Here is a 24966-nt window from a genome sequence, read left to right on the forward strand (position 1 = left end):
TGAGATGACGCCTGCCCGCGGCGCCGCTATGAGCACTTCGGTTGCGGAAAGGGCCGGCATGCAGTTCAAGGTGAAATGGGCGCGTTATCACCCCGCCCGGACCAGGCTTGAGTTTTGCGCCTCCGGCACGCGCAATGGCGCCCTCTTCACCGTGGTGACCGATGTCCGCTGCCTCAAAGATCCGGTGACGTCCGAAAACATCCACCTCGTGGCCTTGCTCCGCCTCGAAGAGCTGTTCCGCCGGCCGAGCGCCTCGGGCAAATAGCGCTCGACTTACCCCTGGCGCATGGCTCCTTTGAGCAAAGCGGCCCTACACGACGAACCCTTTCGGGACCATTTAGGTGTCATGGAAGCGAACGGGAATTGGCCCGGTTCGTTTGATGGAGTAAGCCATGAGCACCCCGCGCAAGAACAAGTTCTTTGCGACCCTCGACACTTTTGCCACCGTGTTCGGCAGCGCAGCTGCCGTGTCGGCGGCAGTCGAAGCCGGACGGGCGCCCAAGGCCAAGCACCTCGAGAGCCTGGGCATCGACCCGGTCGCCTTCCGCAACATCGGCAGGATGTAAGCCACGCTCGCGGTCCCTTGGGGACTGCTGATGCGCAGGGCCCGAGCCCTCCCTCTTAAGGCCCAGCGCCCGCCTGCCGACACGAAAGCCCGGATGCCGGATCCCTCCCCGGCGTCCGGGCTTTTCTTTTCTATTCCAGATGCGGGTTGACCAGCACTCGCCCGCGCACTTCGCCCTGGAGGATCTCGGCCGCTTTTTCCGGCAGGTCGGCGAGCCCGACCTCCTCGATATTGCTGCGATAGACCCCCATGTCGAACAGCCCGGCCAACCGCTGCCAGGCCGCAACCCGCGCTGCAAAAGGCTGCATGACGCTGTCGATGCCCAGAAGGTTCACGCCGCGAAGAATGAACGGCAAGACATTGGTGTTGAGCGCGATTCCCGCCGCATTGCCGATGCTCGCGACCGACCCGCCATAGCGGATCTGCCGCAACAGCTTGCCGAGAACATCGCCGCCGACGCTGTCGATTGCCGCCGCAAAGCGTGCTGATTCGAGGGGCTTATCGGGCTGCGCCAGAAACTCGGCACGATCCACGATGCTCGTGGCCCCGAGTTCGCGAAGCATATCGCCGTGCTGCGGGCGGCCAGACAGGGCGGCAACCTTGTAGCCGAGCCGCGCCAGGAGCATCACCGCGATGGAGCCGACCCCGCCGGCCGCGCCGGTCACCAGCACTTCCCCGCTTTGGGGTGAGAGCCCCATGCCTTCGAGTCGATCGATGGCCAGCATCGCCGTGAGCCCCGCCGTACCAACAGCCATCGCATCGCGGGTCGACAACCCCTCCGGCAGCGGCACCAGCCAGTCGGCTTTGACCCGCGCCCGTTCGCTGAAACCGCCCCAATGCGTCTCCCCGACTCGCCAGCCCGTCAGCACCACCTTGTCTTCAGCCGTGTAGCGGCCATCATCGCTGCGGCGCACCGTGCCGGCAAAATCGATGCCCGCCACATGCGGAAAGCTCCGCACCAGCCCGCCCTCCCCCATAAGGCAAAGCCCGTCCTTGTAGTTGAACCCCGCCCATTCAACATCGACCGTGACCTCGCCCTCCGGCAATCGGCTTTCATCCAGCGTTTGCACCGTGGAGATGGTCCTGCCGTAGATGGGCGCCTGGGTCACGAGTGCGCGGAAGCTCATGAGTGTCATTCTCCTTAGGTTTGGGCATACTTGCCCAAAGATCGGCCGGATGAAAGGCCGCGCGCCTGTCGAAATCGGGCATTCCTGTTCGTCGTTAAGGCATCAAGGGAGAACACCATGCCGCAGCCATTCAGCGACGACGCGCTCGACATCTTTGCCGCCGACGGCCCGCCGGCGCTGCCGCCAGGCGGCGACACGATCGAGCGTGACGGCACGCGGCTTTGGTTTGCCAGCTGGGGCCAAGGCCCCGCCGTGCTGCTGCTGCATGGCGGCATGGGCAATGCCAACAATTTCGGCCACCAGGTTCCGGCGCTGCTCGATGCCGGTTATCAGGTGATCGTCATGGACAGCCGCGGCCATGGCCGCAGCAGCTGGAACGGCGGCGCTTTTTCCTACACCGATATGGCCGAGGATGCGTTTGCGGTTCTGGACCGGCTCGGCATTGGAAAGGCGGCTGTGGTCGGCTGGAGCGACGGCGCCTGCACCGGCCTTGCCATGGCCAAGCAGCACAAGGAGCGCGTCTCCGGCGTCTTCTTTTTCGCCTGCAATGTCGATGCGACCGGCGGTTTACCCTTCGTCATGTCCGACCGGATCGGCAAGTGCCTCGAGCGGCACCAGAAGGATTATGCTGCGCTCTCGCCCAAGCCCGCGCAGTTCGATGCCATGAGCGCCGCGCTCCAGGTCATGCAGCGCGAACAGCCGAACTATTCCGCCGAAGACCTGAGCACCATCGGGGTTCCCGTGACCGTTGCGCAGGCGGAAGGCGATGAATTCATCCGGCCCGAGCACGCCCGCTATATCGCCGAAACCGTCCCTGGCGCCCGCTTCATCGACCTGCCCGGCGTTACCCACTTCGCCCCGGTGCAGCAGCCCGCCCTCTTCAACAGCGCGGTCCTGAACTTTCTCGGGCCACTCGGCTAGTCGTCGGGCGTCCACACCGGCGCAGGCTCGCGTTTCAGCGGGCCCATGGTCATGATGTCCTCGCCGCGCCGCATGGCTATGTTCATGCGGAACGAATTGCCGACGCGTTCGGAGCGTTCGATGAAGATCGCCGCGATCTCCGGCGGGCAGAGCTCTGTCACCGTTTCGCGGAACAGGCGCAGCCAGCGCATGAAGTGCGCGTCACTGAGCTCCGGGATAGCCATGTGCTTGGGCATTGGCCGGCCGCCATAGCGGCCGCTTCCCAACAGCATCGAGCTCCAGAAATCGGCAATGGTGGCAAGGTGTTTCGGCCAGTCCGGGCCTGCAATGACCCGGTTGAACACCGGCCCGATCACGTCGTCGAGCCGCGCCCGGGCATAGAATTCATCGACCACCGCCCGGATCATCGCTTCGTCGAGGCCTTCCGGCGTGTTCCAGCCAACACGCACATGTTGGGTGCCGACCGGCGGACGATCAGTGTCTGTCATGGTCAACGGCCTTGATCGTATAGGAACAGCGCCGACCACCGGAGACGATGTGGTCGGTGCGCTCAACCTCTGTGTCAGGGCCCAGGACCGAGCGAAAAACGTCGAGTTCGGCGCGGCAGAAACCCTGGCATGCCGTCGCCGCGGCGCAGATCGGGCAGTGATTTTCCACCAGCAGCAGCGAGCCGTCCGGCAGTTCGGTCCAGGCAGCCATATAGCCCTCCTGACTGCGAAGATCGGCCAGCGCCGCAACGCGCCCCTTGAGATCGCCTGCTGGTGCCAGAGCCGTCTCATAGGCGCGGGCGGTCTGCGCCTCGCGTGCCGCGATGATGGTGTCGAGCGCGGCTCCGCCGAGATGGTTCTGGACGATATCGAGCAGTTGCACCGTGAGTGCAGCATGCGTGTCGGGGAAGCGCCCCTGCGCCAAGGGCGTGAGTGCCCAAAGCTGGGTCGGCCGCCCTATTCTTGAGGCTGTGTTGCGCGCCTCGACCAGATTTTCATCTGCCAGCCGCATCAACTGCTGCCGCGCCGCTTCGCCTGATGTTCCCAGCATCGCGCCTAAAGCGGCGGCAGAAAGGGTGCCGTGCATCTTGAGCGCCATAAGCACGCGCTCAGCAGGATTGCGCGGCGACCAGCCGGCATGGTCGCCCGCCGAACTTGACACATCTGGGGAAAGGGTTTTCAAAGCCATTGCTTGGAAATTACCGCGCCGACTGCCAGATGACAAGATGGTCCGATCGGGCCGTAGCCGCGTTAATGCCAAGCCACAACAGCGACAGACCAGCATGAACGCCATGACCCCCGAGTTCGAACTGCCCGATAGCATGGCCCTGCGCCCGCTGCGCCGCCCTGCGATCAGCGATGGCGAGTTCCGCGCGGCAATGGCAGGTCTCGCATCGAGTGTTCACGTGGTTACGGCGCGGCGCGGCGATGAACGCGTGGGGCGAACCGCGACGTCGGTGATTTCGCTCTCGAACCAGCCGCCCACGATTCTCGTGTCCATCGACATCGTCAGCCGCCTGGCCGATATCATTGCCCGCACCGGCGGCTTCTCTATTGCCCTGCTCTCCAACGAGCAGGCCGCCATTGCCGATGCGTTCGCCGGCAAGCTCGACGCACCGGACCGGTTCTCCCTAGGCCACTGGGGCAATTGGCCATCCGGTCAGCCGCAGCTTCATGGCGCTGTCACGGCGCTTGATTGCGAAGTCATCGGCGCCATGGAAACCGGCACGCATGTGCTCTACGCTGGCGCAATTATCGAGGCCGAGACCCACACTGCCCGGGCGCCGCTGATCTGGCATCAGCGCCAATATGGCAGTGTCGGCAGCATCGGCTAAGGCGGGCAACCGATCAGCCGAAGCATCGTTGTCCCGCCGGAACGGGGAATGCCATGCCGCGCTACTACTTCCACTACCGCACCGATGACCGACTGGTACCCGACCGCACGGGCACCGAATTTCCCGATCTTGATGCCGCCGAGCATAACGCTGCCGAAATCGGCAAGGCGATCATAGAACGCGCTGTTGCTGAAGGCGGCGAGGTGGAAGAAGCGCGCTCTATCGAGATAACCGACGAAGGCGGCCAGGAGCTGCTGTATGTGGTGTTTTGGGCAGGTCCGCAGATTGGCTCAGACCCGGCAACGCCGATCGAACCGGCGCGGCTGCACTAGCCGAACGTGGTGACCGCAAAGCCCAGCACGAGCGCCGCGAAAAGAGCGGCGTAGGAAACGTATTGCAGGTAAAGCTTGGGCATGGTGGATCCGCAAAGATGTCCATCAAAGACTACCAGCTTACTGGGGTTTAACAAGCTGTAAACTTCTGTGGCGAGGGTGTGGCGAGAAACGCATTGCTGTCGCGGTGGTCGCTTGTGAAAGAAGCTGCCCGCACCGGTTGTGGCTCACCCGAAAGTCTGCCTTGTCACCGCAGGCGCGTTTCCACACAAAGCCCTCAACAAGGAGCTGCCCATGACCACCCTGCCCGACTGGCTGAGCGCCGAAACCGATGACGCCGCACTCGCCAGCGCGATCGCCTCCATGGCGGCAGCGGGGGTCGACATCGCTGCGGAACTCCGGCAGGCGCCGATCAGCGGGCATACGGGTCTGGCTGGCGCGACCAACGTTCAGGGAGAGGCGCAGAAGGCGCTCGACGTCATCTCGAACGATATTGTTCTCAAGCACTTGGAAGCAAATTCGGTTATTTCGATTCTGATCTCGGAAGAGCTGGATGAAGCGGTTGATCTGGCGAGCGAAGGCCGCTTCATCATCGCTACCGACCCGCTGGATGGCTCTTCCAACCTCGACGTCAACGTCACCGTCGGCACAATCTTTTCCGTCCTGCCAGCCGAGGGCGGCCTGCTGCAAAAAGGCACGGCGCAACTGGCGGCTGGCTATGTCGCCTATGGCCCCGCCACGAGCCTCGTCGTGCGCATCACCGGCAAGACCAGCGTCTTTACATTGGACGAAAGCGGCACTTGGCAGCTGACCGTCGACACGGCCGCCATTCCGACCGCGTCGGGTGAGTTTGCTATCAACACGGCCCGTGAACGCTTCTGGGATGCGGCCACCACCGCCTATGTCAGCGAAAGCGTCGCCGGGGAAACGGGGCCTGCCGGCAAGCGCTACAACATGCGCTGGGTCGGCTCCATGGTCGCCGACATCCACCGCATCCTGATGCGCGGCGGTATATTCCTTTATCCTCTCGACAGCGAAACCCAGAGCAAAGGCGGCCGCCTGCGCCTTCTCTACGAAGCCAATCCCATGGCCTGGCTCGTCGAAGGCGCCGGCGGGCGTTCGACTACGGGGACGCAGTCCATCCTCGACGTCGAAGCCACTGGCATCCACCAGCGCATTCCGGTGATCCTTGGCTCGGCGGACGAAGTGGCGCGCATCGAGGGCTTCTACGCGCGCTGAGCTAAAGCAAATTGCATCGTTTCCGGCCGTTCGCTACAAGCTGCGGACCTGCCGGAGGACACAGCATGAGCGACGCCGCACTTCATTTGCCCAGGACCAATGCGAGCGCGTGGCAGGCCCGGCCTTTTCACCGCCAATACCTGATGCGGCAGGCCAATAACCTCTTCGACTTCTTCGAGTCCGCCTCGATCAACCCGGCCGGCGGCTTTCATGAGTTGAGTGACGATGGCGAGCCGCTGTCGCCGCAAAACCCGATACGGCAGATCCACGTCACCACCCGCATGATCCATTGCTCGGCCATCGGCAGCCTGATCGGCCGTCCTGGCTCGGATGAAGTGGTCGACCACGGCATGCGCTACCTCTGGGAAAAGCATCGCGACCCCCAGCATGGCGGCTATGTCTGGTCGCTCGACGACGACGGCCATGCAGATGCCAGCAAGCAGGCCTATGGCCACGCCTTCGTGCTTCTCGCCGCCTCCAGCGCCAAGCTCGTCGGCCACCCCTTGGCCGATCAGGTGATCGCCGACGTCACCAACATCATCGACACCCGCTTCTGGGACGACAAGGTCGGCGCGGTGCGCGACGAGTTCGGCAATGACTGGCGCCAAATTTCGACCTATCGCGGCCAGAACTCCAACATGCACATGACCGAAGCGCTGATGGCGGCCTACGAAGCGACTGGCAACAAACGCTATCTCGACAAGGCCAAGCGCATTGCCGACCTCATCATTCGCCGCAATGCCATGAAGCTCGACTTCCGCGTGGCCGAACATTTCCACGAGGATTGGCGCGTCGATCAGGATTTTGCCGGCTCCGAAATGTTCCGCCCGTCCGGAACCACGCCCGGCCATGCGCTCGAATGGTCCCGCCTCCTGTTCCAGCTCTTCGTGCTCACCCGCAAGGAGCATTCCTGGATGCCTGAGGCTGCCCGCAGCCTTTTCCGCCAGGCCATCGAGCTGGGCTGGGACAAAAAGCACGGCGGCTTTTTCTACACCCTCGACTGGAACAACCAGCCGATCATGCGTGAAAAACTCTGGTGGCCCGTCGCCGAGGCCATCGGCGCTGCCGGCTTTATTGGTGCGCATGACAAGGACGAGTTTTTTCAGGTCTGGTACCGGAAGCTCTGGGACTTTGCCGAGAACCACGTCATCGACCACGAGCGTGGCGGCTGGCTCAGCGAGCTCAAGGAAGACCTGACCCCGACCTCGCGTCTATTCGTGGGCAAGCCCGACATCTATCATGCCCTCCAGGCCTGTTTGATCCCGCTCTACCCTGCAGGCGGCAGCCTCACGCATGGGATTATGCAGGCGGACCACGTCAAGACGCTCGGTCACTGACCCAACAACCTTTGCGCCGCTCGAAACGTTAGCAGTCTGCTAGCACGGAGACGGCATATGAGCATTCTGGCGGGAAAAGTGGCACTGGTAACTGGTGCCGGATCAGGAATTGGCAAGGCGGCAGCCCTCGCCCTGGGCCGCGAGGGCGCCTCGGTCGTGGTCATGAGCCGCACCAAGGAAGAGATCGACAAGACCGCCGCTGAGATCCAACAAGCCGGCGGCAAGGCCCTCGCCGTCGCCGCCGACACGACAGATGATCCCGCGATGAAGGACCTCGTCGCTCAAACCGTTGAGAAATATGGCCGCCTGGATATCGTCGTGGCAAATGCCGGCATCAATGGCGTTTGGGCGCCAATTGACGAACTAAAGCCCGACGAGTGGGACAAGACCATCACGGTCAACCTGCGCGGCACCTATCTCACCATCCACCACGCTGTCCCCGAACTCGAGAAAAACGGCGGCGGTGCTATCGTAATCGTCTCATCAATCAACGGAACTCGAGCATTTGGCACCCCTGGTGCTACCGCCTATTCCGCAACGAAAGCAGCCCAGGTCGCCATGGCGCAGCAGCTGGCGCTGGAACTGGGCCAGCGCAGTATTCGCGTCAACGCCGTATGCCCCGGCGCCATCGAGAGCGAGATCAGCGACAATACCGAGCAGCGGAACAAGGAAAAATCCGAGGTTCCCGTCGAGTTTCCGGAAGGCGATATCCCGATCACCGGCGGCAAGCCGGGTAAGGCGGAAGACGTTGCAAACCTCATCCTGTTCCTGTCCTCGGACGCGTCGCGCCACATCACCGGCACACCGGTCTGGATCGATGGCGGGCAGGGTTTGCTCCGTTAGGCGCTTGGAGCGTAAAAGCCTGCTCCTATAGGCAATTGCCAGGCGTTGAGCGGCGTCGTAAAGCAGCGCCACATCAACGCCTGGTGCCGTATGACTGCCTCTTCCGCTGAGCTGACCGACCTCTCGGTCAAAGCCGCCATCGCTGCGGCGGAGGTGATCTGCGCGGTCTATCACCGCCCGATCCACGTGGAAACCAAGGCCGATGGCTCGCCGGTGACGGAAGCGGATGCTGCCGCGGAAGCGGTAATCATCCAGTATTTGCAGGGCACTGGCATCCCAATCCTAGGCGAGGAGAGTGTCGCTGCTGGTATCGTCCCGACCCTGGGCGAGCGCTACTTCGTCGTCGATCCGCTTGATGGCACCAAGGAATTCATCAAGCGCAATGGCGAGTTCACCGTCAATATCGGGCTTGTCGAGCATGGGCGTCCGGTCATGGGCGTCGTTCTTGCTCCCACGACCGGCGAGCTCTTCGTTGGAGACAATCGCGGCGCCTGGACTGCCAAGGTTGTCGATGGCGCCCTCACCGAGACGCATGCGATTTCCGTTGGCTGGCTATCGCGCCTGCGCATCGTCGCGAGCCGCAGCCACGGGCACCACGCCCTCGAAAAACTCTGCCAAACGCTTGACGTGGAGAGCGACGTCTCTGTCGGCTCCTCGCTGAAATTCTGCCTGCTCGCCCGCGGCGATGCTCAGCTTTACCCGCGTTTTACCCCCACCTGCGAGTGGGACACTGCGGCCGGTCAGGCCGTGCTCGAGGCGGCCGGCGGTGCCGTCGTGACGCTTGATGGCGAAGCGATGCGCTACGGCAAGCACGACCTTGGTTTCCTCAACCCCTATTTTGTTGCGGCGGCGAGCCTTGAATTAGCGCAAAAAGCTGCAACACAAATGCGGATATTGTTGAGCTGACTTCGCCATAATTTGCTAAGTCTTGGCTGGTAGTGCCAAGCCCCGGGCTGCAGAAGCAATCGCCTCATGCAACCGGCGCTTAACTGATCTGCGTATTTGCCTCTCGCGTATAGCTTGCGAGCGCTGCTCAGGGCATATATACGCCGAGCATATATCGGCTCGATATATGCCGACTGGAATCCAAGATGAACGTCCGAACCCTTTGCCTATCCATCCTCTATGACGGGGATGCCAGCGGTTACGACATCCGCCGTATGTGTACGGAGGAAGAATTCTCCTATTTCGTCGAAGCCAGCTATGGCTCGATCTACCCCGCGCTTGCCAAGCTTGAAGACGAGCAGCTCGTGACGAGCCGCACCGAGCAGCAGGACGGGAAACCTGCCCGCAAGGTTTATTCCATTACCGAGGCCGGACGTAGCGCCTTCGCCGAAGAACTCGGCGGGCCCCTGGGCGAAGACATGTTCCGCAGCCCGTTCCTCCTGTTCGCGCGGTTTGCGCATATTTTGCCCGCGGACCTGGTGGAAGAGCGCTGCATGGAGATGCTGGAGCGCACCATGTCGGGGCGCAAGCGGCTTGAAACCGCTGCCGAACGGCGCGACTGCAGCCCGGCCGACAAGTGGGTTATCGAATACGGACGGGCGATGCTCGAGCTTGCAGAAGAGCACATGCGTTCCCACATGTCCGAACTGATCACAATGGCGCGAGCCGAATCGCGCAAAGACGCGGCCGAGTAAGGGGCGACCTCATGCGAGCATTCTTTTCTTATGGCCTGGCCCTTTGCCTTCTGCTGCTTGCGGGCGGCTGGCTGGCTACCGGCACCCTGGTGCAGGGTGGACAGGGTCCCGGCAATGGTGAAAAGCCCATCGTTTCCGTCATCGAGGGGGAAGAACACGGCCCCATCGCCACGGCACTGAGTGACGCAGGCGTCTTGGCTCACCCCCATGAGCCCGAGGTCGACCCTGCCCTCACCATTGCGCAGCGGATCGAGGAAACGACTGGCGCTTCGGCGCCCAAGCAGAGCGTCCGTACCGCGCGCTTTACCGCTCAGCCCATGCCGATCGAAGTGCCATTGCGCGGCCGCACTCAAGCGCGGGCCACCGTTTCCGCCGTAGCGGAGACTGCCGGCACTGTTGACACTGTGCATGTCACCAAGGGCCAGCGCGTCGAAGTGGGCGATCCGCTTTGCACGCTCGACCAGGGCACCCGTGCCGCCGCCGTCGCGCAGGCCGAAGCTGGGCTCGAACAGGCCAATGCTGCCCTTGCGCAAGCCGAACTCAATGCCAGCACCAATGTCGATTTGCGTGAGCGTGGGCTTGCTGCCGCCAACACCGCAAACGCCGCTGAGGTTGCCCTGGCCCAGGCCCGCGCCGGTGTCACTCAGGCCCAGGCTGGTCTCGACAATGCCCGGGCCGAACTCGACCGCACCGAGATTGTTGCCAAGGTTGAAGGCCTCGTGCAGGACCCGGTGGCTATCCAGGGCTCGATGCTAAGTGCAGGCTCTCCGTGCGCTACCATCGTGCAACTGAACCCGATGGTTTTCACCAGCATGGTTCCCGAGGCACATATCGGCCTCGCGCATACCGGGCTCGACGCAACGATCAAGACCGTGACGGGTCAGACTGTCGAGGGCAAGGTGACCTATATCTCTTCGGTTGCCGACGCGGCGACGCGTGCTTTCCCGGCTGAAATCGAGATCCCCAATGATGACTTCGCTATCCGCGATGGCGTCACTGCCGAAGCGGTCGTCAATATCGGCACTGCTCCGGGCCATCTCCTGCCCCAATCGGTGCTGACGCTCGACGATGACGGCGCCCTGGGTGTTCGCACCGTGGAAGACGGCGTCGTTGCCTTCCATCCCGTGACCATTGTCAACGACACCCGCGAGGGCATTTGGGTGACTGGCCTGCCGGCCGTCGCCGATGTCATCACCGTGGGCCAGGAAAATGTTACCTCCGGACAGGCAGTCGATGCCAGCCCGGTGGCCGTTTCTGCTGAAGCCACCGCCAGCTAAGGATCGCTGTCATGCTCGATTTCATCGAACGAGTTCTCAGGATGCCGCGCGTCGTCCTGACGATCATGCTGCTGATCCTGGGCGCCGGTACGGCGGCATATGTGAATATGCCTAAGGAAAGCTTCCCGGCGATCGACATCCCCTACCTTTATGTTTCGATCACCCAGACCGGCGTGTCGCCCCGCGATGCCGAAAACCTCCTCGCCAAGCCGGCTGAGGAGGAGTTGGCCAATCTTCCGAACCTTTCCAACATCACCTCGACCTCGACGACCGGCCACGCCTCGATCTTCCTCGAGTTCGACATCAATGCCGACAAGGACCAGGCGCTGCAGGATACGCGCGCCCGCATGGACGCGATCAAGGCGAAGCTGCCGACCGACGCCATGGACCCGACCGTTTCCGAAGTCGATCTGGTCGGCGGCGCCGTCATTTCGGTTGCCGTTTACGGTGATGCACCGGAAAAGGAACTCGTGCGCCGCGCCGAGCAGCTGCAGGACGCGCTTGAAGCAATCGGCGATGTGCGCGAAGCGACGCTTTCCGGCGCGCGCGACGAGCAGCTCGAGGTCCGCGTCGATCTCCTGCGCCTTGAAACCTATGGCCTCACCGCCAATCAGCTGTTCGATGCCCTTGCCCGCAATAACATGGTCGTGCCGGGCGGCACGCTCAACACCGGACAGGGCTCGTTCAACATCGAAGTCCCCGGCCTCATCACCAATGCCGAGGACGTCTACAACCTGCCGCTCAAGACTGATGGCAACACCATCGTCACCTTTGGCGACGTTGCAACCATCACCCGCAGCCTGGCCGATGCGACCGAATATACCCAGGTCAACGGCTCCCCTGCCCTGATCCTTGGCGTCAGCAAAAAGCTTGGCACCAACATCATCGACGTGTCCGACAAGGTTCGCGCCACGACCGAAGAGATCGCCAAGGAATGGCCCAGCGGGGTCAGCTACTCCTTCTTCCTTGATCAGGCCGAAACCACCCAGAGCCTTTTCCGCTCGCTCGAAGCGGCCGTGCTGACCGCCGTTGCTCTGGTGCTGATCACCTGCGTCGCAACGCTTGGCGTCCGTCCGGCGATCATGATCGGTCTGTCCATTCCGCTGTCCTTCATGATGGCGTTCCTCGTGGCAGAAATGCTGGGCATGACCATCAACATGATGGTGATGTTCGGCCTCGTGATTGCCGTGGGCGTGCTGGTCGACGACCCTGTCGTGGTCGTCGAATATGCCGAGCGAAAGCTCATGGAGGGCGTGCCCAAGCGCGAGGCCTTCATCATGGCCATGCGCAAGATGTTCGTGCCTGTGGTGGGCGCGACCGCCACGACGCTCGGCGCCTTTGTGCCACTGCTGTTCTGGCCGGGCATTATCGGCAAGTTCATGAGCTACCTGCCGACCATCGTGATCATCGTCATGATCGCGTCCTTTATTTCGGCCTTGATCTTCATGCCGGTGATCGGCTCGATCATCGCCTCGACCCATGTGGACGAGAAGGAAAAGGCCAAGGCGGATATCGTCATGTATCCGGACAAGTTCGACTCCAAGAAGGTCGGCGGCCTTACAGGCATCTATGTCCGCATCATGGAAAAGCTCCTGCATTGGCCACTGCCCACATTGGCAGTCGGCTTCGGCATCATCGCCACGATCTTTGTGACCTATGCGATGAACCCGACCGGCACCGAGGCTTTCCCCGCATCCGAGCCGGAGTTCGCCACCGTCGCCGTCGTCGGCCGCGGCAACTACTCGCCTGAGGAAATCCGCGACCTTCTGATGGAGATCGAGGACGAGTTGGTGCAGGTCAACGGCATCCAGGACGTGATCATGCAGTTTGGTTCGACCGGCGCATTCTCGACGACGCCGCCCGACACGATCGGCAATTTCCAGCTGCAGTTCACCAACTGGAACCATCGCGTTCCGGCCGAGCAAATCTTTGCCGATATTCGCGAACGCGTTTCCGGTTTTGCTGGTCTCGACATCCAGCTCCTCGCGGCCGAAAACGGTCCGCCCGCGGGCAAGGACCTCAACATGCGCGTTGAGAGCGAGAATTACGACGACCTCGTTCCCGTGGTCACGGCCATCCGCGATAAGCTGGCGACCTGGCCTGAAGTGGTCGACGCCGAAGACGGCCGCCCTTCCCCCGGCATCGACTGGCAGATCACCGTTGATCGCGCGGAAGCGGGCAAATACGGCATCGGCGTGCGCGAGCTTGCCCCCTATGTGCAGCTCATCACCTCGGGCGTAAAACTCGGCACCTACCGCGACAGCGAAACCGGCGACGAACTCGACATCCGTGTTCGCCTGCCTGAAGAAGAGCGCACCTTCGACGCGCTCGACTCCATGCGCATTGCCACGCCGCAGGGCCTGGTTCCGGTCAGCAACTTCATCGACCGTACCGCCGTGCCCAAGGTCGCCAATATCGAGCGCCGCAACCAGGTCTATGTGATGAATGTCGCAGCCGGCCTCACCAACCTGCCCGAGGGCGTCTACGCTGCCGACAAGGTCGCCGAGCTCCAGACCTGGATCAGCGAGCAGAACTTCCCCGAAGGCGTCAACGTCGTCTTCGGCGGTGCCGAAGAACAGATGGGCGATGCAAACGCGTTCATCGTACAGGCCCTGGGCATGGCCATGGCCATCATCTTCTTCGTGCTGCTGCTCGAGTACAACAGCTTCTACCAGGTGCTGGTGACGCTCTCGACCGTCGTCATGTCGGTGGCCGGCGTGCTGCTTGGCATGCTGGCGACGGGCATGACCTTCTCGGCTATCATGACCGGGCTCGGCATCGTGGCGCTGGCGGGCATCGTGGTGAAGAACGGTATCGTTCTGATCGATACCTATAACGACTACCACCGCCATGAGGGCGTGGAAGCTGTTAAGGCGATGTTGCTGACCGTCAGCCAGCGCGTGCGTCCGGTGCTGCTCACCGCCTTCCTTACCGCCTTGGGCGTGATCCCGATGTGGGCGAATGTCGAGTTCGACTTCATCCGCCGCGAGATCGTTATCGGCGGCCTCGCCGGATCGTGGTTCATCCACCTGTCGGCCGCGCTGGTGTCGGGCCTCTTCTTCTCGACGCTCCTGACCCTCATCATGGTGCCGGTGATGATCACGGCCCCGACGGTCATGTGGGCGCAGATCAAGTGGCTGGGCTCGATCTTCGCCCGCCTCGGCGGCTGGATCGCCAGCCCGTTCCGCCGCAAGCCTGCCATGGCAACCCCCGCCGGCTTCGACGGCATGGCGCTCGAAGTCCCCGAAGACGCCGACGGTTCGCGCCGCTACATCGTCTCCAAGGACGTGGGCCTCGTGGAGAAAGAAGCCAATGGTGTCACCGTCGTCAGCCGCAGGGATGCGGCAGAGTAAGCTCCGGCCAGTGCCAAATGCAAAAAGGCCCGCAGCAATGCGGGCCTTGTTTTTTGTCTGACCTATGTTAGATATCCAAAATAGCTAATTTAGCCGGAGAGTTCAGATGGCCGAGATTTCCGCAACCGATGCGAAGAACAAGTTTGGTCAGGTGCTGGAGATGGCACAAGCCGGGCCGGTGCATGTGCAGAAAAATGGGCGGGACGTTGCTGTGGTATTGTCCCCGGAGCAATATGCACGGCTGCAAGCTGCCAGCGCCGGACCTCGCGTCAACCCGTTGGTACAGAAGCTTCATAACGACAGTCTGAAGCGCTGGGGGCGGGTTTACGAAGCTTTGGCTAAGTAGCCATGGCCAGCAAGACCTACCTATCGTTGGATGATGCACTCTGGATCCACGAGCAGCAGCTTCTTGAATATGGCGGCGCCAAAGGCGTTCGTGACTTAGGACTAATCGAGTCAGCTTTGTTGCGGCCGCAAACGGGCTATTACTCCGATCTTATCGAAGAAGCCGCTGCTCTTTGGGAGAGCTTGGCCATGAACCACGGATTCATCGACGGCAACAAGCGGGTGGCGTTTGCCTGCACCATCCTGTTCCTGCAGCTCAACCAGACTGAGCCCACAGGGACTGAAGACGAGTGGATCGAGTTCATATACAGCAACCTGGAGGCAGGCACCTTCCGCAAGGAAGTGATAGAGACTTGGCTTCACATGCACACGACGCCGGCCTCATAGCCTACTCCGCCGCCGGGGTACCCCGCTTTACAAAGCCATCCGGGTCTTCCTGGGTACGCGCCAGAAGCTCTGCTGCTTCGCTGGCTTCGCGCTGGCGGTTCCACATCTGGGCGTAGAGGCCGTCCTGCGCCAGAAGCTGGAAGTGGCTGCCGCGTTCGGCAATCTGGCCTTCGCGCAGCACCAAGATTTCATCAGCATTGACCACTGTCGACAGCCGGTGGGCAATCACCACCGTGGTTCGATTGCGCGAGACGACGTCGAGCGCCTGTTGGATGTCACGCTCGGTCTTGGTGTCGAGCGCCGACGTCGCTTCGTCGAGGATCAGGATCGAAGGGGATTTGAGAATGGTGCGCGCGATCGCCACGCGCTGCTTCTCGCCGCCGGAGAGCTTCAGGCCACGCTCGCCCACCGGCGTGTCATACCCCTTGGGCAGCGCTTCGATGAAGCTACCAACCTGCGCCATGGCAGCGGCCTGCCTGATTTCCTTTTCGGAGGCGCCGGGACGCCCGTATTCGATATTGTAGCCTATGGTGTCGTTGAACAGCACCGTGTCCTGCGGCACCATGCCGATGGCCGAGCGGAGGCTCTCCTGCGTCACGTCGCGCAGGTCCTGCCCGTCGATGGTGATGCGGCCGCCGACAACATCATAGAACCGGAACAGCAGCCGCGAGATCGTTGACTTGCCGGCACCCGTTGGTCCAACGATGGCGACGGTTTTGCCTGCCGGGACTTCGAAACTCACGCCCATAAGGATCGGGCGATCGGGATCGTAATGAAAATGCACGTCCTCAAAGCGGATGACCGGGCCAGTGATTTCGAGCTGCCCCGCGCCAGGCTTGTCAGTGATCTCGGGGTCGCGGTCGAGCAGCTTGAACATTTCTTCGATGTCGGTCAGGCCCTGCCGCAATTCGCGATAAACGAAGCCGATGAAGTTGAGCGGCCGGTAGATCTGCATGAGGAAAGTGTTGAGCAGGACAAAGTCGCCCAGCGTCAGCGTACCGTTCATCACGCCCATGATCGACATGATCGAGATGATCAGGAAGCCGGCATAGAAGATAATGGCCTGGCCGAAATTGAGGAAGCCCAGCGAGGTCCAGATGCGGATGGCGGAGCGTTCGTAGCCGGCCATGGCGTTGTCGAAGCGCTCGGCTTCCATCTTCTCATTGGCGAAATACTTCACCGTTTCGAAGTTGAGAAGGCTGTCGATGGCCTTGCCATTGGCATCGGTGTCGCTGTCGTTCATCTGGCGGCGAATGCTGATGCGCCAGTTGGAAGCCTTGATGGTGAAGTAGAGATAGGCCCAGATCATCACCACGAGGACGCCGAGATAGCTTATCCCGAAGAGCCAGACGAATATGACGGCAACCACCACGAATTCGACGATCGTGGGCGCGATGTTGAGCATGGCGAAACGGACAACCGTTTCGATGCCCTTCGTGCCCCGCTCGATGACGCGGGAGAGCCCGCCGGTGCGCCGCTGCAGGTGGAAGCGCAGCGACAGGCGGTGCATGTGGTGAAAGGTCTGGAGCGCCAGTTTGCGCACCGCGTGCTGGCCGACACTGGCGAAGAGAACGTCGCGCAGCTGCTGGAAGCCGGCATCGATGATGTTGCCCAGCACATAGGCGATGACAAGGACGATTGGCACCGCCATGCCGAGGATCATCGCAGTATTTGGGGTGCTGCCATCGAGGCTGTCGATGATGCCCTTATAGGCGAAGGGAACCAGCGTCGTGGCGACCTTGCTGGCCAGAAGCGCCGCGATGGCGAGGCTGACGCGAAGCTTGAGATCGGGCCGCCCCTCGGGCCACATATAAGGCCAGAGATTGCGAACTGTGGAGAATACGGAGCCTTCGTCCGCGCTGACGGACGGCTTCTTTTCAGGACTGTCTAGGGACATCAGGCGGGTTCCGCTTCCTTGCTCGCAACAAGCGGGGCAAGACCTTGCAGGAGCCCGCCAAAAGCGGAATTGAGTTCTCCAAGCTTGTCGTGGCTGATGCAGTAGCGATTGCGGGTGCCTTGCGCCTTGCGCGTGATCAGGCCGGCATCGAGCAGGACCTTGATGTGCTGCGACACGGTCGACTGAGCCAGGGTTAGGCTTTCGGTGACATCGCCACAGCAGCATTGCCCCTGCTGGCTGGCGAGGATCCGCAAGATTTCGAGCCGGACCGGATGGCCAAGAGCCCGCATGATATTGGCAATGTCGTCGTCTCGCATGGGCGCCGCTTGTCTGCGCATGGTCGAGGCGCGAAAACGCCCGGGCTCATGCTTGATCGGTGGATTGCGATGGAACATGGGGAGTTTGCCGGCAAAGGTCAATCCCCATGGGAACGGCGCCCGCAGGCGCCGTTTGGATTATTAAAGGCCTTCGGGCAAATCAAAGACCTGGCCGGGATAAATACGATCCGGATCGCGGATCTGGCCGGTATTGGCATCGTAGATCGTCGTGTACTTGATGCCCTCGCCATAAACACGGCGCGCAATGGTCCAGAGATTGTCGCCGCGGCGGATAATGGCCTTGCCCGAAGCAAAACGCTGCGCCTCCGGATCGCCAAGCGATACGGCAACCATGGTGGGCACATCGGGTTCTGGTTCGGCGACAGGCTCGGGCCGAGCGACGGGCGCCGGCTCGGCCACAGGCTGAGGGATTGCCGGCGCTGGCTCGACGGGTGTGGCCGGTTCAACCGCAGGCTGGGCCGCTGGGGCAGCGTCAGCTGCCGGTTCGACAGGGTCGGCTGGCTCTGCATCAGGCGCAGGCGCCGCGGTGGCCGGCTGGTTGGTTGCTGCAGGCGACCTTGCCGGCTGGGCGGGCACGGACGGCCTGGGCCGAGGTGCCGATTCTGGTTCAGGCGCAGCAGGTGTCGCTGGCTCTGCTGCTGGCGCTGCCGCAAAGGGCTCCGGCTCCGCTTCGGGTCGAGCCTGTGCCGCTGCGGACGGCGCCGGAGTTGCGGCAGCCGGCGTTGGCTGTTCAGCTTGAGGCAAGGGCTGGGGCATCGGCGTTGCAGATGCGGGCTCCGCAGGCGTAGCGGTCACATCGGCCGGTGCTGTTGGAGCGGGCGTGACTGCGTCCGCCGGTGCTGGCTCGTCTGCCGGAGCAGCAGATCGTGCGACCGGCTCTGCCTCCGCAGGCTCTTGGTCCGCTTGGGCAACGACGATCGGCTGGTCGGCCTCGGGAAGTTCAACCACGAAGTTGACCTCTGCGCGGGCGGCAACGTCGGCCGAACCCTGTCGCAGCAGGTCAGCTCGCACCCGCTGGTTGGGCTTGTCGAGCACATCACCGGCTTCCACCAGCCAGCGGCCATCCTCCACTTCGGCATCGGCCACGAACTGGTCGTCGACATAGAGGCGCACCGTGCCGCCTTCCGGCCCGGCGCCGGCAAAGAAGGTGCGATTTCCTTCCTTTTCGATGGCGTCGATGGTGGGCGGCAGCGTATCGGCAACAGCTGCGACAGCCTCTCTTTGAGGAGCTTCTTCCACCGGCTCTTCCACGGTCGCGACCGCGGGCGCCTCGACCTCAGCAGCCGGTAATTGCGCCTGGGCTACGGCAGGGGCTTCCGGCTCACCAGCGACAACGACAGGCTCCTCGGCTGCCACTTGGGGAGTTCCGGCGGGTACTTCGACCTCTGGTTCAGCCGGGCTCGTGGCGTCGGTGGCTTGTGGCGCAGGGTCCGGTTCGATGGCTGGAGACACTGCCGGTTGGTCCGCCTGCGGGAGCGCGGCCACTGTCATGTCAGGGGCTGCTGTTTCCGTCCCTTCGCTTACGGCCGCTTCTGGCTCCTCGGCTGCTGCAACTTGCGGCTCCTCGGGAGTGATGGCAGTTGCGTCGGCAACGTCAGCCGCTCGCTCCGCTTCTGCAGCCTCGGCAATGGCGGCCTCAGATGTGTCTTCAGCAGCAGGCTCAGGTGCTTCTTCAGCAACAGGCTCCGGTGCGGGTTCTGCTTCCGCGAGGGCGAGATCTTCCGGAGCAGTCAGGCCTTGCAGCACTTCGCTGGCTTGCCCAGGCGTGCTGGCGACCACCAGTGGCTGAGTGGTCTTGTCTTCGTCGATAACGACGATAAACGATTCTGCCGCGGTGCCCGGCTTGCCGGTTTCGCCCAGGGTGATTTCAAGGCCGCCGGGTGGCAGTGGCTCATCGGGCACGAAGACCCAGTCGCCGCTCTGTTCCACCGTGGCTACGCCGAGTGGCTCGCCATTGGCGAAAAGCTCGACCTCGCTGCCGGGCGTACCGCTTCCGGCGATGACGATGGAGCCATCGGGCTCCGCTCGCAACAGCCCGAATGTGGCCGCAACCACATCGTTGACGGTGGTCTCAGCCGGTGGTGTCACATCGAGCGATGGCTCAGCGGTAACAGCAGCTTCTGGCCTTTGTGCCGCCTCAGACGGTTCAGCATCGCCGACGCCTTCGGTCGCTTCGGTATCGGCGACTGCGGCAGCGGGCGGCGCGGGGATCAAGCCAACATCGACCATTCGGCCGCGGAGACACTGTCCCATGCCGTCGGGGCTGTTGAAGCAGGTGACGACGGAAGGGCCGGTCAACACGCCAAGAATAACGACTAAGGTGACCGCGGCGGCCCCAATGGTCAGGGCGAGTGGTCGTTTCGAAGCGGTGTCGGCCAGTTTATTCTCCACAAGTCCAGATCAGCCGGCCACCAATGCTGGCCGACGTTGTGCCGTTACCGTCGAAACCAGAGCCGCTTCTGTTTTCAACAGCTTGTATGTGATGGATTCATACAGAGCTTCAAAGGACGCATCAATGATATTGGGCGAAACGCCAATGGTGACCCAGCGCTCGCCGGAACCGTCGCGGCTTTCGACCAGTACACGGGTGACCGCGCCCGTGCCGCCGTCCAGGATACGGACCTTGAAGTCGGCGAGTTCGACATCCTCGATCAGCGCAGAATACTTGCCCAAGTCCTTGCGCAGGGCCTGGTCCAGCGCGTTGACGGGGCCGTTGCCTTCAGCCACCGACATCAAAAGTTCGCCGTCGATGCGCAGCTTCACCACGGCTTCGGTGACCGTCATTTCCTCGCCCTGCGCATTGTGGCGGCGCTCGACCATGGCGCGATAATGCTCGACCTGGAAGAAGCTTGGCAGCGTGCCCAGAACCTCGTGCGCCAGCACGCAGAACGAGGCGTCGGCGCCGTCATAGGAATAGCCGAAGGCCTCGCGCTGCTTGACTTCGGCCAGCAGCTTTTCCAGGCGCTGATCGTCCTTTTCGATGCGAATGTCGTGCCGCGCCAGAGCAGTCAGAAGATTGGATTTGCCGGCCTGTTGCGAGACCATGATGCTTCGCTCGTTACCGACGCTTTCGGGCGTAACATGCTCGTAGGTCGAGAAATCCTTGAGGAGAGCGGAAGCATGGATGCCCGCCTTGGTGGCAAAGGCCGAGGCGCCGACATAGGGCGCCTGCCGGGCCGGGGCACGGTTAAGACGATCGTCGAAGGCGCGAGAAATGTGGGTCAGGCGCGCAAGCCGCTCGGGTGTGATGCCGGTCTCGAAACGCTGCGCATAGAAAGGTTTAAGCACCAAGGTCGGAATCAGCGAAACGAGGTTGGTGTTGCCGCAGCGTTCGCCCAAGCCATTGAGCGTGCCCTGGACCTGGCAGACCCCCATTTCGATGGCCGCGAGCGCATTGGCGACCGCCTGGCCGGTATCGTCATGGGGGTGGATGCCGAGCTTTTCACCCGGCGCATGTGACAGAACCGCGCTAACGATTTCGCGCACTTCCGACGGCATCGTGCCCCCATTGGTGTCGCAAAGGACAACCCAGCGGGCGCCAGCGTCGAGGGCCGTCGTGACGCAGGCCAGCGCATAGGTCGGATTGGCCTTGTAGCCATCGAAGAAGTGTTCGAGATCGATCAGCACTTCCTTGCCGGCAGCGGCGGCAACGCGCACCGTATCGGCCAGGCCTTCGAGGTGCTCTTCCGTGGTTGAGCCCAGCGCCAGCTCAACCTGATAGTCCCAGGCCTTGGCGACGAAGCAGGTCGCATCGGCCTTGGATTGAAGCAGTGCCTGCACGCCGGGGTCGTTGTCCGCCGAGCGCCCTGCCCTCTTCGTCATGCCGAAGGCGGTGAAAGTCGCCCTTTTGGTGCGGCGCTGTTCGAAGAAGGACGTGTCGACCGGATTTGCCCCGGGATAGCCGCCCTCGATATAGTCGACACCCAGCTGCTCAAGCATCTCGGTGATGGCGATCTTGTCCTCCAGCGAGAATTCGACGCCGGCGGTTTGCGCACCGTCGCGCAGGGTGGTGTCGAAGAGATAAAGGCGGGTGCGGGACATGGTCTACTCAGGCCAGACTTGGGTATCGTGGTCGGGATGCTGACGATTGCTGTTGGCGATGGCAGCGGCCCAGGCGGCATCGTCATCCGGTCCGGTCCCGGTCGTTCCGTTGTCGCGAAGGCTGAGGATGCTCTCGAACCAGGGCACCTTGCCCTCGTTGCCATCGCTGGTCCTGGGCGGGAAAAGCTCGGGGTGGTCGAGCGATCCGATGGTGAAGTTGATGCGGTCGCCGTTAATCGTTTCGTAAAAAAGAGGCGTGCCACATTGGGCGCAAAAGCCGCGATCGACGTGATCGGAGCTGCGAAAGCGCCCCGGCGTGCCGCGCGTCCAGGTCACGGCTTCCTTCGGCGCTGCGACCAGGGCAATAAAGATGTTGCCCGCCGCCTTCTGGCACATGCGGCAATGGCAGATATGGGCATTGTCCAGCATTTGCGTCGCATGGTAGCGCACCGCGCCACACTGGCAGCCGCCGCTGACCGCTATATCCACGCGATCCATCAGGCGTCTCCCTTGGGCGGCCAGGCCTCGGTGTCGTGGTCCGGATGCTGGTTGGAGTGGATGCCGGCCATGAAGTCGCGCCACTCGTCGCTGACCTCGTGCCGCACCGGGATGCTGGTCAGCGTATCGAAGAAGGGCAGCTTGTCGTCCGGATTGACCTGGATTTCCGGCGCGGCCACGGTCGGGTCGTCAAAAGTGCCGATCGCCAGTTCGAGTCCGAAGCGCGTTTCATAGGCAAGTGGGGTGCCGCACTCGCCGCAAAAGGCGCGGCGAGCGGCATCCGAGCTCTGAAACCACTTGGGCTCACCACGGGTCCAGGTGGCGTTATGCGCCGTCACCAGCGGGCCAAAGAACCCGCCGAACGCTTTCTGGCACATGCGGCAATGACAGATCGACGGCCGCCCCAGGCGCGTCACGCGAAAGCGCACCGCGCCGCATTGGCAGCCACCAGTATGGGCATCACTGGGGGGCATGACACACTGCTTCGATATTGTTGCCGTCCGGATCGTAGACGAAGGCGGCATAGTAGGTGGGGCTGTACTCGGTCCGGATACCGGGCCCGCCATTGTCCTTGCCGCCCGCAGCAATCGCCGCTGCATAGAAGGCGTCCACTTCGGCGCGGGTGCGGGCAGCGAATGCCGTGTGACGCCCGGGGCCCGCGTCCTTGCTTTCGCTCAGCCAGAAGACAGGCACGTCCCGACCATAGCCGCAGACATGGACGCCGCCGGTATACTCGGTCGGTATCTCGGACATGCAACTGCCCCCGAGCGCCGCGAAAACAGCGTCATAGAAGGCGCGGCCGCGGGTCCAGTCGGAAACGAAGATGCCAGTGTGATCGATCATGGGAAGTCTCCTTGCGTTAAAGAAGGCCACGAAAGCGATAAGTCGCGTCAGCCGATGTCAGGAGCCGCAAAGCGATCATGATTGCTGCTCCTGCAAGCGTGCCCAGATCGCGTCGGCGACGTGTTCGGGCCGCGCGAGAATATCATTGTTCCAGACGCGGAACAGGCGGAAGCTTTGCGACCGCAGATAGTTGTCGCGAGTGGCATCGCCCTTGCTGTCGGCGTGTTGCGAACCGTCTGCTTCGACGATCAGCCGGGCTGAATAGCAAACAAAATCAGCTATATAGTGGTCGATCGGCTCCTGGCGTCGAAACTTGAATGCCGCAAAGCGTCGATTGCGCAGAAGTTGCCAAAGCTTCCGCTCCGCTTCGGTTGGCTCGTGTCGCATCCTGCGGGCGAAGGTCTTGAGCCTCGCGTTTGCGGAAACGTCGTCCCCCTCATCCGCCCTTTGGGCACCTTCTCCCGCAAGGGGAGAAGGGGGCTCCGTGGTTGGCGCGGGCTCCCCCTCTCCCCTTGCGGGAGAGGGTGGCTCGGCCAAAGGCCGAGACGGGTGAGGGGTTGTGTCCAATGTCACCGCTTCACCTCCCATTTCGTCTGCCGCTGGCCAGCTTCATCCTTGTAGTCCATCAAGGCAATCCCTTGCTCGGCCAGATCCTTCCGGATGGCGTCAGCTTTGGCGAAATCCTTGCTGTTGAGCGCATCGAGGCGTTCGGCAACTTTGCTCGCGACGCCCGTGTCCTCGGCCACTTCGCGCTTGATCTGGATGCCCATCAACGCAGCCAGCGAGAGGCCGTCGGCGGCCCTGCCCTCGTCCATGATCAGGGCATGGATGCGGCCGATGGCGCCGGGCGTGTCGAGATCATCGGCGAGGCGATCGACGAGGTCTGGCGACAAGTCGGATGCCGGCTCGGCGTCGCCCGCAGCGCGCTCCCATTTTTCGAGCAGGGTCACCGCTTCTTCAAGGCGCCGCTGGGAGAAATCGATCGGCTCGCGATAATGCGTCATCAGCATGGCCAGCCGCAGCACTTCGCCCGGCCATTTTCGGCCGCCGAAGTCTTGCGTTTCGAGCAGCTGGTGGATGGTGAAGAAGTTGCCGAGCGACTTGCTCATCTTCTGGCCCTCCACCTGGAGGAAGCCGTTATGCATCCAGACATTGGCCATGGCGTGCGAGCCATGGGCGCAGCGGGACTGGGCGATTTCATTTTCGTGGTGCGGAAAGATGAGGTCGAGCCCTCCGCCGTGAATGTCGAAGGTTTCGCCAAGGTAACGCTCCGACATGGCCGAGCATTCGATGTGCCAACCTGGGCGGCCGCGGCCCCAGGGACTGTTCCAGCCGGGTTCGTCGGCGGACGACAGTTTCCAGAGCACGAAATCAGCCGGATTGCGCTTGTGCGTGTCGACAGCGATGCGGGCGCCGGCGAGATTGTCGTCGAGGTTGCGCCCCGAAAGCTGACCGTAATCGGCCATGGAGTCGACCGCGAACAGCACTTCGCCTTCCGCGACATAGGCATGACCACGGCCGATCAGCGTCGTGATCAGCTTCTGCATGCCCTCGATATTGTCGGTGGCGCGTGGTTGCACCGTCGGCTCGAGGCAGCCCAGGGCTGCGACGTCCTTCTGGTATTGCGCAGCCGTGGTCTCGGTCACCCGGCGGATCGCGTCGTTGAGCGGCAGATCGGGAAAGTCGCGCAAGGCGCGGGCGTTGATCTTGTCATCGACGTCGGTGATGTTGCGCACATAGGTGACGTGCTCGGCGCCAAACGTGTGACGCAGCAGCCGAAACAGCAGGTCGAAGACGATGGCGGCGCGGCCATTGCCGATATGGGCGAAGTCATAGACCGTCGGGCCGCAGGCATAGAGCCGCACATTGCTCGCATCCATCGGCGTAAATGGCGCCTTGGCGCGATGGAGCGTGTTGTAGAGCGAAAGCTGCGGCTTTGCCGTCATCGGAAAGTCTCTTGGCCAGACGAAATCGTGCTCTGGCGGGAGAGGTTCTATCCATTTGACTTACGAGGATGAAGAAGACCGCTCCGCCAACGCTTGGGTTAGCAGGTAATAATGAACCAGGTAATGGTGCACGGGGTCTTCATAGCGCGCGAGATTGGCCGGACCAGCCGCAGAAAGCAAGCGCAAAACAAAAGAGGGCGACCCGAAGGTCGCCC

The 24966-nt window shown here is 62.5% G+C and carries 27 protein-coding genes; 14 read left to right on the top strand and 13 right to left on the bottom strand.

What is annotated here, in order from left to right:
- The first annotated feature begins 28 nt into the window (after positions 1–28).
- Both JI748_RS08610 and JI748_RS08615 read left to right on the top strand, forming a co-directional pair.
- Positions 29–265, top strand: coding sequence for a hypothetical protein (locus tag JI748_RS08610; RefSeq protein WP_201636853.1), 237 nt, complete (start codon positions 29–31; stop codon positions 263–265).
- Positions 266–392: 127 nt separating this feature from the next.
- Positions 393–566 (top strand): hypothetical protein, encoded by a 174-nt coding sequence (locus JI748_RS08615; RefSeq protein ID WP_201636855.1) that lies wholly within the window; start codon positions 393–395, stop codon positions 564–566.
- Positions 567–696: 130 nt separating this feature from the next.
- On the opposite strand, the gene JI748_RS08620 is transcribed toward JI748_RS08615, so the two are convergent.
- The gene (locus tag JI748_RS08620) at positions 697–1692 is read right to left on the bottom strand and encodes an oxidoreductase (protein ID WP_201636857.1); all 996 of its coding nucleotides are present in this window, start codon (positions 1690–1692) and stop codon (positions 697–699) included.
- 117 nt (positions 1693–1809) lie between these two features.
- Between JI748_RS08620 and JI748_RS08625 the strand changes: the two genes are divergently transcribed.
- The gene (locus JI748_RS08625; protein WP_201636859.1) at positions 1810–2613 is read left to right on the top strand and encodes an alpha/beta fold hydrolase; all 804 of its coding nucleotides are present in this window, start codon (positions 1810–1812) and stop codon (positions 2611–2613) included.
- Here the strand turns inward: JI748_RS08625 and JI748_RS08630 are convergent.
- Positions 2610–3101, bottom strand: a complete 492-nt coding sequence (locus JI748_RS08630; protein WP_201636861.1) for a group III truncated hemoglobin — start codon at positions 3099–3101, stop codon at positions 2610–2612. The genes JI748_RS08625 and JI748_RS08630 overlap by 4 nt on opposite strands.
- Complete coding sequence (locus JI748_RS08635) at positions 3088–3699, bottom strand: helix-turn-helix transcriptional regulator (RefSeq protein WP_201637160.1); 612 nt, start codon at positions 3697–3699, stop codon at positions 3088–3090. Before JI748_RS08635 ends, JI748_RS08630 begins: the two co-directional genes overlap by 14 nt.
- Before the next feature lie 184 nt (positions 3700–3883).
- Here JI748_RS08635 and JI748_RS08640 point away from each other — a divergent pair, with 184 nt between their 5' ends.
- Both JI748_RS08640 and JI748_RS08645 read left to right on the top strand, forming a co-directional pair.
- Positions 3884–4435, top strand: a complete 552-nt coding sequence (locus tag JI748_RS08640; RefSeq protein ID WP_201636863.1) for a flavin reductase family protein — start codon at positions 3884–3886, stop codon at positions 4433–4435.
- A 53-nt stretch (positions 4436–4488) separates the two neighbouring features.
- Positions 4489–4767 (top strand): DUF6894 family protein, encoded by a 279-nt coding sequence (locus JI748_RS08645; protein WP_201636865.1) that lies wholly within the window; start codon positions 4489–4491, stop codon positions 4765–4767.
- Here the strand turns inward: JI748_RS08645 and JI748_RS08650 are convergent.
- A complete protein-coding gene (locus JI748_RS08650) occupies positions 4764–4904 on the bottom strand; it encodes a hypothetical protein (protein ID WP_201636867.1) in 141 nt (46 codons plus the stop codon). The two genes, JI748_RS08645 and JI748_RS08650, sit on opposite strands and share 4 nt — an antisense overlap.
- A 157-nt stretch (positions 4905–5061) precedes the next feature.
- On the opposite strand from JI748_RS08650, the gene JI748_RS08655 reads away from it, so the two are divergent.
- From JI748_RS08655 to JI748_RS08695, 9 genes are all read left to right on the top strand, one after another.
- Positions 5062–6006: a class 1 fructose-bisphosphatase gene (locus JI748_RS08655; RefSeq protein ID WP_201636869.1), complete on the top strand. Its 945-nt coding sequence runs from the start codon at positions 5062–5064 to the stop codon at positions 6004–6006.
- A 65-nt stretch (positions 6007–6071) separates the two neighbouring features.
- Entirely contained in the window at positions 6072–7343 is a 1272-nt protein-coding gene (locus tag JI748_RS08660) for an AGE family epimerase/isomerase (protein ID WP_201636871.1), read from the top strand.
- 57 nt (positions 7344–7400) lie between these two features.
- Positions 7401–8186, top strand: a complete 786-nt coding sequence (locus JI748_RS08665; protein ID WP_201636873.1) for an SDR family oxidoreductase — start codon at positions 7401–7403, stop codon at positions 8184–8186.
- Between the two features lie 45 nt (positions 8187–8231).
- The gene (gene cysQ, locus JI748_RS08670; RefSeq protein ID WP_233280648.1) at positions 8232–9092 is read left to right on the top strand and encodes a 3'(2'),5'-bisphosphate nucleotidase CysQ; all 861 of its coding nucleotides are present in this window, start codon (positions 8232–8234) and stop codon (positions 9090–9092) included.
- 185 nt (positions 9093–9277) lie between these two features.
- The gene (locus JI748_RS08675; protein WP_201636875.1) at positions 9278–9826 is read left to right on the top strand and encodes a PadR family transcriptional regulator; all 549 of its coding nucleotides are present in this window, start codon (positions 9278–9280) and stop codon (positions 9824–9826) included.
- Positions 9827–9837: 11 nt separating this feature from the next.
- Positions 9838–11103, top strand: a complete 1266-nt coding sequence (locus JI748_RS08680) for an efflux RND transporter periplasmic adaptor subunit (RefSeq protein WP_201636877.1) — start codon at positions 9838–9840, stop codon at positions 11101–11103.
- Between the two features lie 11 nt (positions 11104–11114).
- Entirely contained in the window at positions 11115–14456 is a 3342-nt protein-coding gene (locus JI748_RS08685) for an efflux RND transporter permease subunit (protein ID WP_201636879.1), read from the top strand.
- Between the two features lie 106 nt (positions 14457–14562).
- A complete protein-coding gene (locus JI748_RS08690) occupies positions 14563–14802 on the top strand; it encodes a type II toxin-antitoxin system Phd/YefM family antitoxin (protein WP_233280649.1) in 240 nt (79 codons plus the stop codon).
- A gap of 2 nt (positions 14803–14804) precedes the next feature.
- Positions 14805–15188: a type II toxin-antitoxin system death-on-curing family toxin gene (locus JI748_RS08695; RefSeq protein WP_201636881.1), complete on the top strand. Its 384-nt coding sequence runs from the start codon at positions 14805–14807 to the stop codon at positions 15186–15188.
- 1 nt (position 15189) lies between these two features.
- Here the strand turns inward: JI748_RS08695 and JI748_RS08700 are convergent, their stop codons facing one another.
- The 9 genes from JI748_RS08700 to cysS all read right to left on the bottom strand — a co-directional run bounded on the left by JI748_RS08700 (position 15190) and on the right by cysS (position 24751).
- Positions 15190–17085: an ABCB family ABC transporter ATP-binding protein/permease gene (locus tag JI748_RS08700; protein ID WP_201636883.1), complete on the bottom strand. Its 1896-nt coding sequence runs from the start codon at positions 17083–17085 to the stop codon at positions 15190–15192.
- Entirely contained in the window at positions 17085–17480 is a 396-nt protein-coding gene (locus tag JI748_RS08705; protein ID WP_201636885.1) for an ArsR/SmtB family transcription factor, read from the bottom strand. The genes JI748_RS08700 and JI748_RS08705 overlap by 1 nt, the downstream gene beginning before the upstream one ends.
- A gap of 63 nt (positions 17481–17543) precedes the next feature.
- On the bottom strand, positions 17544–19814 hold the full coding sequence (locus tag JI748_RS08710; RefSeq protein ID WP_201636887.1) for a LysM peptidoglycan-binding domain-containing protein: 2271 nt from the start codon (positions 19812–19814) through the stop codon (positions 17544–17546).
- Positions 19815–19823: 9 nt separating this feature from the next.
- Positions 19824–21464, bottom strand: coding sequence for a citramalate synthase (cimA, locus tag JI748_RS08715; RefSeq protein ID WP_201636889.1), 1641 nt, complete (start codon positions 21462–21464; stop codon positions 19824–19826).
- A 3-nt stretch (positions 21465–21467) separates the two neighbouring features.
- The gene (locus JI748_RS08720) at positions 21468–21962 is read right to left on the bottom strand and encodes a GFA family protein (protein WP_201636891.1); all 495 of its coding nucleotides are present in this window, start codon (positions 21960–21962) and stop codon (positions 21468–21470) included.
- Complete coding sequence (locus JI748_RS08725; RefSeq protein WP_201636893.1) at positions 21962–22435, bottom strand: GFA family protein; 474 nt, start codon at positions 22433–22435, stop codon at positions 21962–21964. Before JI748_RS08725 ends, JI748_RS08720 begins: the two co-directional genes overlap by 1 nt.
- Positions 22422–22805 (bottom strand): VOC family protein, encoded by a 384-nt coding sequence (locus tag JI748_RS08730; protein ID WP_201636895.1) that lies wholly within the window; start codon positions 22803–22805, stop codon positions 22422–22424. The genes JI748_RS08725 and JI748_RS08730 overlap by 14 nt, the downstream gene beginning before the upstream one ends.
- 75 nt (positions 22806–22880) lie before the next feature.
- Entirely contained in the window at positions 22881–23393 is a 513-nt protein-coding gene (locus JI748_RS17540; protein WP_325166907.1) for an endonuclease domain-containing protein, read from the bottom strand.
- A complete protein-coding gene (gene cysS, locus JI748_RS08740; RefSeq protein ID WP_201636899.1) occupies positions 23375–24751 on the bottom strand; it encodes a cysteine--tRNA ligase in 1377 nt (458 codons plus the stop codon). Before cysS ends, JI748_RS17540 begins: the two co-directional genes overlap by 19 nt.
- Between the last annotated feature and the right edge of the window lie 215 nt (positions 24752–24966).

Origin of the sequence: Devosia rhizoryzae (genome assembly GCF_016698665.1) — a bacterium.
GTDB classification, from domain to species: Bacteria; Pseudomonadota; Alphaproteobacteria; order Rhizobiales; family Devosiaceae; genus Devosia; species Devosia rhizoryzae.

Coding starts and splice junctions, on each gene's coding strand:
- JI748_RS08665 (WP_201636873.1), top strand. CDS start 7,401: ATGAGCATTCTGGCGGGAAAAGTGGCACTGGTAACTGGTGCCGGATCA.
- JI748_RS08620 (WP_201636857.1), bottom strand. CDS start 1,692: ATGAGCTTCCGCGCACTCGTGACCCAGGCGCCCATCTACGGCAGGACC.
- JI748_RS17540 (WP_325166907.1), bottom strand. CDS start 23,393: ATGGGAGGTGAAGCGGTGACATTGGACACAACCCCTCACCCGTCTCGG.
- JI748_RS08655 (WP_201636869.1), top strand. CDS start 5,062: ATGACCACCCTGCCCGACTGGCTGAGCGCCGAAACCGATGACGCCGCA.
- JI748_RS08720 (WP_201636891.1), bottom strand. CDS start 21,962: ATGGATCGCGTGGATATAGCGGTCAGCGGCGGCTGCCAGTGTGGCGCG.
- JI748_RS08660 (WP_201636871.1), top strand. CDS start 6,072: ATGAGCGACGCCGCACTTCATTTGCCCAGGACCAATGCGAGCGCGTGG.
- JI748_RS08625 (WP_201636859.1), top strand. CDS start 1,810: ATGCCGCAGCCATTCAGCGACGACGCGCTCGACATCTTTGCCGCCGAC.
- cimA (WP_201636889.1), bottom strand. CDS start 21,464: ATGTCCCGCACCCGCCTTTATCTCTTCGACACCACCCTGCGCGACGGT.
- JI748_RS08640 (WP_201636863.1), top strand. CDS start 3,884: ATGAACGCCATGACCCCCGAGTTCGAACTGCCCGATAGCATGGCCCTG.
- JI748_RS08725 (WP_201636893.1), bottom strand. CDS start 22,435: ATGCCCCCCAGTGATGCCCATACTGGTGGCTGCCAATGCGGCGCGGTG.
- JI748_RS08610 (WP_201636853.1), top strand. CDS start 29: ATGAGCACTTCGGTTGCGGAAAGGGCCGGCATGCAGTTCAAGGTGAAA.
- JI748_RS08685 (WP_201636879.1), top strand. CDS start 11,115: ATGCTCGATTTCATCGAACGAGTTCTCAGGATGCCGCGCGTCGTCCTG.
- JI748_RS08695 (WP_201636881.1), top strand. CDS start 14,805: ATGGCCAGCAAGACCTACCTATCGTTGGATGATGCACTCTGGATCCAC.
- JI748_RS08615 (WP_201636855.1), top strand. CDS start 393: ATGAGCACCCCGCGCAAGAACAAGTTCTTTGCGACCCTCGACACTTTT.
- JI748_RS08630 (WP_201636861.1), bottom strand. CDS start 3,101: ATGACAGACACTGATCGTCCGCCGGTCGGCACCCAACATGTGCGTGTT.
- JI748_RS08700 (WP_201636883.1), bottom strand. CDS start 17,085: ATGTCCCTAGACAGTCCTGAAAAGAAGCCGTCCGTCAGCGCGGACGAA.
- JI748_RS08705 (WP_201636885.1), bottom strand. CDS start 17,480: ATGTTCCATCGCAATCCACCGATCAAGCATGAGCCCGGGCGTTTTCGC.
- JI748_RS08645 (WP_201636865.1), top strand. CDS start 4,489: ATGCCGCGCTACTACTTCCACTACCGCACCGATGACCGACTGGTACCC.
- JI748_RS08635 (WP_201637160.1), bottom strand. CDS start 3,699: ATGGCGCTCAAGATGCACGGCACCCTTTCTGCCGCCGCTTTAGGCGCG.
- JI748_RS08730 (WP_201636895.1), bottom strand. CDS start 22,805: ATGATCGATCACACTGGCATCTTCGTTTCCGACTGGACCCGCGGCCGC.
- cysS (WP_201636899.1), bottom strand. CDS start 24,751: ATGACGGCAAAGCCGCAGCTTTCGCTCTACAACACGCTCCATCGCGCC.
- JI748_RS08675 (WP_201636875.1), top strand. CDS start 9,278: ATGAACGTCCGAACCCTTTGCCTATCCATCCTCTATGACGGGGATGCC.
- JI748_RS08690 (WP_233280649.1), top strand. CDS start 14,563: ATGGCCGAGATTTCCGCAACCGATGCGAAGAACAAGTTTGGTCAGGTG.
- JI748_RS08680 (WP_201636877.1), top strand. CDS start 9,838: ATGCGAGCATTCTTTTCTTATGGCCTGGCCCTTTGCCTTCTGCTGCTT.